Origin of the sequence: Bacillus daqingensis, assembly GCF_042654445.1 — a bacterium.
Taxonomy (GTDB): Bacteria; Bacillota; Bacilli; order Bacillales; family Salisediminibacteriaceae; genus Alkalicoccus; species Alkalicoccus luteus.
This window is the reverse complement of sequence record NZ_JBHSGK010000003.1, coordinates 688,282-699,984: the sequence shown is the minus strand read 5'-3', so window position 1 is coordinate 699,984 and position 11,703 is coordinate 688,282. Positions and strand designations below refer to the sequence as shown.

At 48.4% G+C, this 11,703-nt stretch carries 12 protein-coding genes; 11 read left to right on the top strand and 1 reads right to left on the bottom strand.

The window, feature by feature from the left end; genetic code table 11:
* Positions 1-6: 6 nt before the first annotated feature.
* The 11 genes from hisC to ACFO4L_RS04675 all read left to right on the top strand — a co-directional run bounded on the left by hisC (position 7) and on the right by ACFO4L_RS04675 (position 10,305).
* Positions 7-1,107 (top strand): histidinol-phosphate transaminase, encoded by a 1,101-nt coding sequence (gene hisC, locus ACFO4L_RS04725; RefSeq protein WP_377908523.1) that lies wholly within the window; start codon positions 7-9, stop codon positions 1,105-1,107.
* The gene (locus ACFO4L_RS04720; protein ID WP_377908522.1) at positions 1,100-2,203 is read left to right on the top strand and encodes a prephenate dehydrogenase; all 1,104 of its coding nucleotides are present in this window, start codon (positions 1,100-1,102) and stop codon (positions 2,201-2,203) included. The genes hisC and ACFO4L_RS04720 overlap by 8 nt, the downstream gene beginning before the upstream one ends.
* A gap of 15 nt (positions 2,204-2,218) precedes the next feature.
* Positions 2,219-3,514, top strand: coding sequence for a 3-phosphoshikimate 1-carboxyvinyltransferase (gene aroA, locus ACFO4L_RS04715; RefSeq protein ID WP_377908521.1), 1,296 nt, complete (start codon positions 2,219-2,221; stop codon positions 3,512-3,514).
* 65 nt (positions 3,515-3,579) lie between these two features.
* A complete protein-coding gene (locus tag ACFO4L_RS04710; RefSeq protein ID WP_377908520.1) occupies positions 3,580-4,869 on the top strand; it encodes a tetratricopeptide repeat protein in 1,290 nt (429 codons plus the stop codon).
* Between the two features lie 139 nt (positions 4,870-5,008).
* On the top strand, positions 5,009-5,557 hold the full coding sequence (locus ACFO4L_RS04705) for a ReoY family proteolytic degradation factor (protein WP_377908519.1): 549 nt from the start codon (positions 5,009-5,011) through the stop codon (positions 5,555-5,557).
* A 426-nt stretch (positions 5,558-5,983) separates the two neighbouring features.
* Positions 5,984-6,460: a YpiF family protein gene (locus tag ACFO4L_RS04700; protein WP_377908518.1), complete on the top strand. Its 477-nt coding sequence runs from the start codon at positions 5,984-5,986 to the stop codon at positions 6,458-6,460.
* A gap of 204 nt (positions 6,461-6,664) precedes the next feature.
* Entirely contained in the window at positions 6,665-7,168 is a 504-nt protein-coding gene (locus tag ACFO4L_RS04695; protein ID WP_377908516.1) for a QcrA and Rieske domain-containing protein, read from the top strand.
* Between the two features lie 16 nt (positions 7,169-7,184).
* On the top strand, positions 7,185-7,856 hold the full coding sequence (gene qcrB / locus ACFO4L_RS04690) for a menaquinol-cytochrome c reductase cytochrome b subunit (RefSeq protein ID WP_168007458.1): 672 nt from the start codon (positions 7,185-7,187) through the stop codon (positions 7,854-7,856).
* Positions 7,857-7,880: 24 nt separating this feature from the next.
* Positions 7,881-8,753: a menaquinol-cytochrome c reductase cytochrome b/c subunit gene (locus tag ACFO4L_RS04685; RefSeq protein WP_377908515.1), complete on the top strand. Its 873-nt coding sequence runs from the start codon at positions 7,881-7,883 to the stop codon at positions 8,751-8,753.
* 215 nt (positions 8,754-8,968) lie between these two features.
* Entirely contained in the window at positions 8,969-9,577 is a 609-nt protein-coding gene (gene lhaT / locus ACFO4L_RS04680; RefSeq protein ID WP_377908514.1) for a lipoprotein heptaprenylglyceryl N-acetyltransferase LhaT, read from the top strand.
* A 38-nt stretch (positions 9,578-9,615) separates the two neighbouring features.
* A complete protein-coding gene (locus tag ACFO4L_RS04675) occupies positions 9,616-10,305 on the top strand; it encodes a zinc metallopeptidase (protein WP_377908513.1) in 690 nt (229 codons plus the stop codon).
* A 491-nt stretch (positions 10,306-10,796) separates the two neighbouring features.
* Here ACFO4L_RS04675 and ACFO4L_RS04670 read toward each other — a convergent pair whose 3' ends face one another.
* The gene (locus tag ACFO4L_RS04670) at positions 10,797-11,672 is read right to left on the bottom strand and encodes a YitT family protein (protein ID WP_377908512.1); all 876 of its coding nucleotides are present in this window, start codon (positions 11,670-11,672) and stop codon (positions 10,797-10,799) included.
* Positions 11,673-11,703: the final 31 nt, after the last annotated feature.

Genomic DNA, 11,703 nt, shown 5'->3' with positions numbered 1-11,703 from the left:
ATAACAATGCAGGTAAAACCATCCATTAGAGGATTGAAACCTTACCAGCCCGGAAAAACACCTGAAGAAGTTCGTGAAGAGCTGGGACTCGAGCGGGTTGTAAAGCTCGCTTCAAACGAAAACCCTTACGGTGCTTCGCCGGCCGTTTCAGAAGCGGTCGCTGAAGCGCTTGCTCATGTTGCCGTTTATCCCGATGGAGCAGCACGGGCACTCCGCAAAGAAACAGCAGCCCGTATTGGCGTCAGGGAAGACCAGCTGCTGTTTGGAAACGGATCGGATGAAGTCATCCTGATCCTGTGCCGGGCAGTGCTTGAACCGGGAGACAATATTGTTACCGCGTGGCCAACATTCCCGCAGTACCGCCACAATGCTCTGATAGAGGGGGCAGAGATAAAGGAAGTACCGTTACAAGACGGCTTTCACGATTTAGACGCGATGGCTGAGGAAGTGGACAGCAGCACGAAAATTGTATTCGTCTGCAATCCAAACAATCCTTCCGGCACCCATACAGGAGCAGAAAAGTTTCGCGCGTTTATGAACCAGATTCCGAAAGACGTCATTGTTGTAAGTGATGAAGCTTATCACGAGTACGTTGATACGGAAGACTACCCGGATACACTTTCTATGATCGATGAGTATCCGAATCTTCTCGTTCTGCGGACATTCTCCAAAGCATACGGCATTGCATCTTTGCGCGTTGGATACGGCGTCGGGAAGGAAGCGCTTATTGCTGCAGTAGAGCCGGGGAGAGAGCCGTTTAACACGAACAGTGCGGCACAGGCGGGTGCTCTTGCCGCTCTCAAAGACAGCCGTTTTCTTGCGGACTGTGTGAAGAGCAACTCAGCAGAAAAGCGCAAATTTGAACAGTTTTGCGAGGAAAATCAGTTTCACTACTATCCAAGCCAGGCAAACTTTATATTAATGAGCGTGGACTTGCCTGGAGGCGATGTGTTTAACCACCTGCAGCGAAAAGGATTTATCGTTCGCAACGGTGAAGCTCTCGGCTTCCCTCAGCACGTACGAATTACCTTTGGCCGTCCTGAGGACAATGACCGGATTCGGGAAGAACTTCTTGCACTTCGTCAGGAGGAGGCAAGCGTTGACTAAAAAAATATTTATTGCAGGTCTCGGGCTTATTGGCGGATCGCTCGCCCTGGCAGTAAAAGCAGGCCACCCAAAAGCTGAGATCATCGGGTTTGATATTAATGAAAAAGCGGTGCGGCTAGCATCGAGTCTGCAAATTATAGACCGCGCAGCTGAAACTCTCGCCGAAGGGGCTGAAGAAGCAGATTTTATTATCATTGCGGCCCCCGTTGAAAGCTCACTGGCTGTTATGGATGAGCTGGCCGGCTTATCGTTGAAAGAAGGTGCAGTTATTACGGATGTTGGCAGCACCAAGCAGTCGGTTGTCGAGAAAGCCTCTGCATTTGCGGACAGCGGTGTTGTGTTCATTGGAGGTCATCCGATGGCCGGTTCCCATAAATCCGGCGTGGAAGCTTCGAGAGAGCGGTTATTTGAAAACGCCTTTTACGTATTGACGCCCGGCCCTGATGTAGCGGATTCTATGCTGATTAAGCTGCAAAACCTGCTTCGCGGGACGAAAGCAAAATTTTTGCGACTTGATGCCGCAGAACATGACCGTTACGCTGGTCTAATCAGCCACTTGCCGCATATTATTGCTTCTGCACTCGTCCATGAAGTCGAAGAAGCGGGACAGGAGGAGCCGTTGATTCAGCAGCTTGCTGCAGGCGGTTTTCGAGATATTACTCGAATTGCATCCGCCTCTCCAACGATGTGGCGGGATATTCTCGTGCACAATAAAGACACGCTGCTGCCGATGCTGAACAGCTGGAAGAATCGCCTAGAAGGGATCGAAGCTCTTTTGCGCAGCGATGATGCGGATGGCATTTATTCGTTTTTCGAGCGAGCTAAATCATCCCGTGATAAGCTTCCATCCAAGCAGAAAGGCGCTATGCTGCCTTTTTATGACCTCTTTGTCGATATCCCGGACCATCCAGGGGTTATCTCAGATGTGACGGGCCTGCTCGCGGTGCAAAATATAAGCATTACCAATATCCGCATTATTGAAGCACGGGAGGGCATTATGGGAGTTTTACGTTTGTCTTTCCGTTCAGAGAGTGACTTAGTTTATGCCAAGCAGGTACTGGCAGAGCACATGTATGAAACATACGAAGCCCCGTAGAGAGGAGATACAGCTATGATGCAGGAAACAATCAGTCCCGTGAATGGACCGCTGACAGGCACCATCCGGGTACCAGGAGATAAATCAATCAGCCACCGGGCGGTTATGTTCGCTTCACTTGCGGAAGGAACAACTACCATAACCGGTTTTTTACGGGGACAGGACTGTCTGAGCACGATCAGATGCATGAGGCAGCTCGGCGTAACGATAACAGAAAATCAAGATGAAATCGTGGTAGGAGGCAAGCCGGAAGGTGGCTTCTCAGAGCCGGAAGCCTTGCTTGATGTGGGGAATTCCGGGACCACCATTCGGCTTCTAAGCGGGATCTTGGCAGGTGAGCCGATTTATTCTGTGCTGGCAGGCGATGATTCCATCGCAAAGCGTCCGATGTCGAGAGTAACCGGGCCGCTTAAAATGATGAACGCTGTTATTGATGGGAGAGACAGAGGCCGACTGACGCCGCTTTCTATCCGTGGAGGCGGATTAACTGGTATTCATTATTTGTCTCCTGTCGCAAGTGCCCAAGTGAAATCAGCTGTTTTACTGGCGGGACTCCAGGCTGATGGACGCACGACCGTGACAGAACCTCATCTTTCCCGAGATCATACAGAACGGATGCTCAATGCATTCGGCGTGAAAATAGACAGACGTGAAACAAGTGTGTCGCTTGAAGGCGGACAGCCGCTAAAAGCCGCAGACATCCATGTTCCGGGCGATATTTCCTCCGCCGCATTTATGATGGTGGCAGCCTCCATCATTCCGGGAAGCAGGGTCATGCTGGAGAATACAGGGGTCAACCCTACCCGCACAGGAATTATTGATGTTCTCCAGCGGATGGGCGCCGATATCCGCCTGCATCACGAACGAATTGAAGGCGGTGAACCGGTCGCGGATATCGAGGTGCATTATGCACCGCTTCAGGCAACGGAAGTTTTCGGAAGCGATATTCCAAGACTGATAGATGAAGTTCCAGCTCTCGCGCTCGCAGCGGTGTTTGCTGAAGGTGAAACGATTATCCGTGATGCGGCAGAGCTGAAGGTGAAAGAAACAAACCGCATTGATACGGTCGTGCACCAGCTTAATCAGCTGGGAGCGTCCTGCCATGCAACAGAGGACGGCATGCGTATCCATGGCGGTACCGGCTTGACAGGCGGAACGGTGGAAAGCTATCATGATCATCGTATCGGTATGACGATGGCGCTTGCCGGTCTTGCAGCCAAAAGTGAAGTAACCGTGAAAGATACGGACGCTGTGGCTGTATCATATCCGGGCTTTTTTGAAGATTTGCAGAAATTGATAAACGGCAGATAGAAAAAAAGGCGGTCGAACTGCTCGACGGCCTTTTTCTGTCTGCTTTTGAACGGAGGAGGATCACCATGAATGAAGAACTCCGGAATATTATTACCCGGATTGAAAATGGAGAACATGAAGAAGCTTTAACGGATCTGGAACAACTGACGGTAAAAGCAGATGATGAAACGAAACGGACTGCAGCTGAACTATATTTTGAGCTGGGGCTCGTCGATCGCTCACTGCCGATTATCGAAGAGCTGCTGTTTAAGTATCCAGAGAATGGAGAACTTTTTGCCTTTGCATCAGAGTGCTACATGGAGCTGGGGCGAGAACAGGAAGCATTAGATATGCTGAATGAGATTGACAGCTCAGATAAAGCATATCTGCAGGCGCGACTGCTTCTGGCAGATTTGTATGAAAGCCAGGGGCTGGAGGAAGTGGCGGAACAGAAGCTGCTGGAGGCGAAGGAAGTGATGCCGGAAGAACCGCTTCTGCAGCTGGGACTTGGAGAGTTTTATTTAAACCGCGGCGACTATCAGCAGGCTGTTTCCTGGTTTAGGAAAGCCGTATTAGGCGGCAAGCTTCCTGAAGACCTTCCTATTAATCCGCATGTCCGTCTGGCTGAAGCGTACAGTGCAGCTGGACAGTTTGAAGAGGCGGTTGATCACTATAAGTCAGGGATGGAAAGGGACGAGACCCCCGACGGCCTGTTCGGGCTTGGCGTCACGTCTCTTCAGCTTGAGCGCTATACGGAAGCTGCAGATGCGCTGGAAAAGCTGATTGAACAGGATCCCGATTATACGACGGCCTACAGCGTGCTCGGCAGAGTCTATATAGCGGTTAAGAAATGGGATGAGGCAGCTGACATTTTAAAGCAGGGCATAGCCCGTGACGAATATAATGAGGAGCTTTATTTACAAATGGCGAGACTGCAGTTGTCCAGAGGGGAAGAAACAGAAGGGCGAAGCTTTTTATCCCGTGTTATTGCCATGAATCCGTCTAATGTTTCGGCTGTAAAAGAAGCCCTGTATTTGTATGAGGAGCGCGGAGATTTTGAGGAAGTGCTCGATCTGATCCGGTTTCTGGATGAATACAACGAATTCGATCCGCTTTATGAATGGTTTCGGGCTAAGGCGCTGTTTGAAGAAGATGATGTATCCGGAGCTGCACAGGCAGTGGATGCGGCCTTCTCAGATGGTTTGGGTCAAGACGACAGCTTGATGCTTGAAGAAGCAGCAGACATATATTTCGCAGCGGGAAGAGCAGAAAAAGCTGTTGCTGCGCTTAAAGCGGCGCTTCAGGCTGATCCGGACAGACTCGATTTGGAAACAAAAATAGAGGACATGGAAGAACGTCTTCGATCTGACAGGTAGTGTATGCTGGATCGCGGTTTGAACGAGAATGACGAACCTTTTCACGAACCTCAGTCAAAAATTTTTGCAGGAATTTCAATGCCGCTGTAGAATAAGTACTATAAGCTGACAGCGCTTACGCCCGAAGGAGGGAGATGCAGTGGCTTCAATTTCTGTATTGGAAAAAAAGGACTTTTTAAAGTGGTTTTTAGATAAGTATCAGCTGAAGCGGAGAGAGTGTGCCTGGCTCCTGAACTTTTTGATGAGTGATGACGTTTTGATGGAAAGGGTTCACTTCGTCGAGAAAGCCGAATTTTGTCCGAAGGCGCTTATGATTTCTGCTAATGACGTAGACCAGGTGCCCTTTGCTTTCCATAAAAATCAGCACGTTACGATGGACGCTGAGAAGTCATTTCACGATATCCGGCTGAACCGCAGCGAAGAGATTTTCATTCAGCTTAATTTTCAGGAGAAGCAGCTCGTTCCTGAGTATGCCGCCGTACTGGAAGAAAATCCGTACCTGCCGGATAATAAGGAAGAAGATGCTGTCACATCGCTTCTCGCGGAGATTGTGTTGGACCAGTCGCTCAGAACGCAGGAGATTGGACGTTTAGAAATGGATATTGACCGGGCTCTATCTGAAGGAGACCGTGAACAGTTTGAACGATTGTCAAAAAAATATGCTGAATTAAAGGCCCTTGAAAGCTAAGGGCCTTTATTCAGGGCATAAATCATATGATGTAATTAAGAAGAGGGAAGAAACAAAGGCCTGTAACCCCTCGGAAAGGACCGTCACGACGTTTTTTTTCGAAGCACAGCTAGCCATCCTCAAAACGAGCGTTACGCATTTGGCGTCCGTGGCGAAGCAATCATATCCTTATTTATATAAGAGGTGTTACATAAGTTAGGGACAGTGAGCCGTCTCACCCGAGCTGACAGCTGCCGAAAACGAGGACCTCGGGACCTGGAAGATCAAGATGAGGTGAAGGTCTGGCATACAGCGGAAGAGACAGCCGAATTCGCCTCCTCTGGAAAGCGGGTGTCCGCAGACCAAGGCGGAAACCAAGATAGTTATTCATAAAGACGTTACGAACACTCGGAGTAACTTAAACAAAGCGAAAGGAAGGGTTCACTCATGAAATGGATTGGAAAGGACATGGATACATACAGGCAGGCTGCTGAATATATCGATACGGCGGTGATTCCATTGATTCCGGCAGCGCCGGGGAAAAAAATGAAAGATGCTGTGACCATGGCCGAGTTCACCGACTATTTAGCCGAATACGTTGAACAACAGTACACCGGCAGAGTATTTTTGCTCCCGCCGTTTACGTACCTGATGTCTGAGCCAGTGGCAGACCGTACAGAGCGGCTGCTAGGATGGCAGGAGGCATTCAGTAAAGAAGGATTCGCTCATTTTCTGTATTTGACAGCAGATATGGAGTGGCGGGCAGCTGATACGCAGGGAAAAGGGGAAATGGTGTGGGTGCCGTCTTTTCCGCTTAAAGGAATGGACGGCAGGGATAAGCTTAAGTCTATTGAGCAGCAAGCCCAGCAGATCATCCCAATTATGACAGATAAATGGGCGTCAGCAGGAAGAAATAACAGCTAACGCTAGCTGATGACCGCATGATCAACAGGCTCGAAAAAGCCTTTACAGTTCAAGAAGTCCAAAGCGCTTTCATACAATATTATTCTTGTAAAATGAATCCATTGATTTTATTGACACAGCTTAATCCAATAAGCTATGATTGGTATGTCTTAGTATGATTTTTTATAAAAGTGTGTGTAGAAACGGAAGTGAGGAGGGAAGGTTGTGAGCGAGAAGAACCACAGAGTCTCTAGACGCCAGTTCCTTACCTACACGCTTACAGGTGTAGGCGGTTTCATGGCAGCAGGAATGCTCGCTCCCATGGTGAGAATGGCCCTGGATCCAGCACTCGAAGCAGCGGGTGATTCAGAGTTTGTTTCTGTCGGCCTCAGCGAAGATGAAGTGACCGAAGAGCCACAGCGTGTTGACTTTAACGTAGAGCTTGATGACGGCTGGTATACGTCGGAACAAAGCCGATCGGCATGGGTGCTCCGGTACGAAGACGAGATTCTTGCGCTGTCACCAATCTGTACCCATTTAGGTTGTACAGTAAACTGGGGCACGAACGAAGACAATCCGGAAGAATTCTTCTGCCCATGTCATTTTGGACGGTTTGAACGGGATGGTACGAACATTCCGGGGACACCTCCTACAAGACCGCTTGACGTGTATGATGTAGAAGTTCGGGACGGAATGATTTATTTAGGTCAGATTAATCAGCGTGGTTAAATAAGGGGGGCCAGCTATGTTACAGAAAGTGTACGACTGGGTGGATGAACGGCTCGATATTACCCCTCTATGGCGCGATATTGCGGACCACGAGGTGCCTGAGCACGTTAATCCGGCCCATCATTTCTCAGCTTTTGTCTACTGCTTCGGCGGTTTGACGTTTTTTGTTGTCGTCATCCAGATCTTATCTGGAATGTTCCTGACGATGTATTATGTACCTGATATTATTCATGCATATGAATCTGTTTATTACTTACAAAACGAAGTTACCCACGGTATGATCGTCCGGGGTATGCATCACTGGGGTGCCAGTTTGGTTATCGTCATGATGTTCCTGCATACATTGCGGGTATTCTTTACCGGCTCTTATAAGAAGCCGCGTGAATTGAACTGGGTTGTCGGAGTGCTTCTGTTCTTCGTCATTCTCGGTCTAGGTTTCACAGGATACCTGCTGCCATGGGATATGAAGGCTTACTTTGCAACAGTAGTTGGACTCGAAATCGCGGAGGCAGCACCTTTTGTCGGTGAATTTGCCAGGGTACTGCTTGCCGGCGGTGACATCATCGGTGCGCAGACTCTCGCTCGATTCTTTGCGATTCATGTCTTCTTCCTTCCGGGAGCACTGCTCGGTCTGCTTGGGGCCCACTTCTTTATGATCCGTAAGCAGGGTATTTCCGGACCATTGTAAAAACAAAGATGAGGAGGGGACAATATGCATCGCGGAAAAGGGATGAAGTTTGTAGGCGACTCTCGAGTGCCTGCAGAACGTAAACCTAATATACCGAAGGATTACTCAGAATATCCGGGGAAAACAGAAGCCTTTTGGCCGAACTTCCTTCTGCGTGAGTGGATGGTCGGTGCCGTTTTCCTGATTGGCTTTCTCGTTCTGACGGTTGCCCATCCGGCTCCGCTTGAAGCGATTGCTGATCCGACGGAAACTGGCTATGTTCCTCTGCCGGACTGGTACTTCCTGTTCCTGTATCAGCTTCTGAAATATGAATTTGCTGCAGGACCGTACACGGTAATGGGAGCAGTTGTTATTCCAGGCGTCGCGTTTGGGGCACTGCTTCTCGCGCCATGGTTGGACGGCGGAAAAGAACGCCGCTTCTATAAGCGTCCAATTGGTACTGGACTTATGATTTTAGGTGTTATTTCAATCATTTTCCTAACTTGGGAGTCTGTTGACCAGCACGACTGGGAAGCTGCAGAACAGCAGGGGCAGATTCAGGAGGACATGGAAATTGACGAATCGGCTGCCGGTTATGAGATTTATCAGACTCAGGACTCCTGTATCGGCTGTCACGGCGGGGATATGATGGGCGGCGCTGCCGGACCTAATATTTTCGAAAGTGACTATGATACGGATGAAGTAATCGACATCATTCAAAATGGTATTGGCGAAATGCCTGGCGATCAGTTCGAAGGCTCTGACGAAGAGCTTGAGACACTTGCTGCATTTATCGCAAATGACGGCCAGGATCCGGATAACGGTGACGGCGGCGATGATGAAGGTGACGATGAAGAAGATGAAGAAAATAGCGACGGCGAAGAGAATGAAGATGCCGGAGATAATGAAGAAGAATAAGTAAGAAAATGCCGGTGATAGTGTGTGTCACCGGCATTTTTCTATGTTTTTCTGTTAGTCAAAAAAATGATTTTACTTGAAATGAGAGGAACGTCAAGTTTCTAAGCTGATTCGCAAGGTTAGTGATCGTGTTTGCAGTACATACATCCTGCAGCGGCTCGGGCATGCGTTCTGACAAGAAGGCGCTTTGCGCTTTTGTTCGTGGAGGCTGATCTATGGTGAAGGAATACTTATTTTACATATTGAAAGATCGTCGCTTTCTATGGGCGCTGTTTATCGTGAACCTTCTGGGAACGATCTATGGTTATATTTGGTATGAGGCGCAGCTGATGCAGACACCGTGGTATTTTCTGCCGTTCGTTCCAGACAGCCCTACAGCAAGCCTCTTTTTCACAATTGTGCTTGGTTGTTATCTCGCTGGCAGACAGTGGCCGTTGATGGAAGCACTGGCGGCGGTCACTCTGATTAAGTACGGGGTGTGGGCGGTTGTCATGAATTTGGCTGCCGGAGCAGCTGGAGATTCACTGAACATTTTACACTGGATGCTTGTATTCTCACATGCCGGAATGGCGCTTCAGGCTATTTTATATTTACCGTTTTATAAGATTAAACCGATTCACCTTATTTTAACCGGTGTGTGGACTGTCCATAATGATATTATCGATTATGTATTTGGCATGCATCCATGGATTTCTGCATCTCTGCAGCCTTATTCAGCTCAAATTGGATATTTCACGTTTTGGCTTGGGCTTCTAGCGATCGTGCTTGTATTTTTTGGGGCCAATCAGAGCAGAAGTTTTGACTTTCATCTGAAGTCTGACTAAAATTAACCTTAGATATTATGTGAGGAGGGGGTTCATTCATGTTCGGATCAATGACGATGTTCCTGCTATATTTTGCAGCATTGATTGCGATTCCGCTTTGGGCGAATTCCAGAGTGAAGAGTGCTTATAAAAAATATTCACAAGTACCTGCTTCGTCTGGCATGACAGGTGCTGAGACGGCAAGAAAGATACTTGACGACAACGGTTTGTTTGATGTAACAGTGGAACCCGTTAAAGGGAAGCTTACCGACCATTACGATCCACGTACAAAAACAGTCCGGCTGTCAGAACAAAATTATTTTAAAAACTCCGTAGCCGGTGCGGCTGTAGCAGCACACGAGGTCGGCCATGCGATTCAGGACGCGGAGTCTTATTCGTTTTTGAAATTCCGGTCAGCCCTCGTACCGGTAGCAAGCTTTGGTTCAAACAGTGCGATCTTTTTCATCATTGGAGGCATGCTGCTCCAGTTCAGCGAGCTGATGCTGGCCGGGATCGTTTTAATGTCATTTGCGGTTTTATTTCAGCTTGTCACATTGCCAGTTGAATTTAATGCTTCTTCAAGAGCAATGAATCAGATCGTTTCAAGCGGAATTATCCGCAATGATGAAGAGCGCGAAACGAAAAAAGTGCTCAACGCAGCTGCACTCACTTATGTAGCTGGTGCACTCGTTGTCGTTCTCGAGCTGCTCCGCTTTGTTTACATGTATATACTCATGAACAATGATTAACTGATTATCACGGAAGCACAGTTAAAAACGTAAGCAAAGGAGGGACTCTTCGCTGGAAGAGTCCCTCCTTTCATCGTAGTGGTAAAGTCTTTATTCGTGCATGCCTTCGTATCTGCTGGCAATCACTTTAGAGAAAAAGAACTCGCCGCCGGATCTTCGCTTCGTATTGAGCTTCCAGCAGGCGTGGCCCTCCGATAATGGCGACTTACGGGATCGTAGACTGTTCTTATTTGAACAGGCCTAGCAGTATAAAGGTGTTTTTCCGCGGTGCTGTTGAAAAGCGTTCGCACAAGCAGAGCCGGATCTAACGACGTCGATTGAACAGAACGGCTTTGTCGACAGCCAAACAGGAGGGGCTGATCCAACAGAGAATCCAGCCCTGCTGGTCAGCATCGCGAATTATAAAAATTTCATCATCGCTTTTTCACTTTGGCTGGGTTTTCCATCCAGCCGGAGAAGAGCTGTAGCTTAAGTGTGAACGGCTCTTTTTGCTACGAGATGTCTATCGGCCGCTTTTTCTCATCGAGCGTAAACCCTTCGCCCATTACATCCTGAACATCCTGCATCGTGACGAATGCGTGTGGGTCGGTGCGGGCAATTAAGTTTTTGAGACGTACCATCTCATTGCGGCCGACGACGCAGTAAAGAACTTCTCGAGCGTCGCCAGTAAAGGAGCCTTTTCCTTGCAGGAGCGTTGCACCGCGGTCCATTTCCTTTGAAATGGCTGCGGCAATTTCCGGTACTTTGCTGCTGATGATCATAGCTGCTTTTCCTGAATACGCACCCTGCTGAATGAAGTCGATCACTTTAGCAGCAACAAAAACGGCTACCAGCGTATACATCGCTTCGCGGTAGTTTAAATAAACAAGCGATGTGGTGATCACAGCAGCATCAAAGACGAACATCGTCCGGCCCATGCTCCAGCCGTAATACTTGAAGCCGAGCTTGGCAATAATGTCGACCCCCCCAGTGGTTCCGCCGAATCGAAAGACGATTCCCAACCCGACTCCAATAAATACACCTGCGAATAACGCTGCAAGTGTCATATCATCCTGAAGCGGAATCGACATCATCGGGTATGCCTGAAACAGCCATAAAAACAGTGACAGGGCAAAGGTGCCGATTAGCGTATACATGAAGGCATTCCGGCCAAGCACTTTCCACCCTAGTAGAAACAGCGGAATGTTTAAAAGCAGGTTGGAGTATGCAGGGTTGAAATCAAATACGAAAAACAAAATAAGCGTAATACCGGTAAAACCACCATCAGCAAGATTGTTTTCCATGTTAAAATAGACGAGTCCGAAAGATAAAATAGCAGTACCAAGTAAAATAAAAAAGATGTTTTTGATATGCACTCTGGCAATCACTTACAATCACCTCCGCCGCCGTTAATTATAT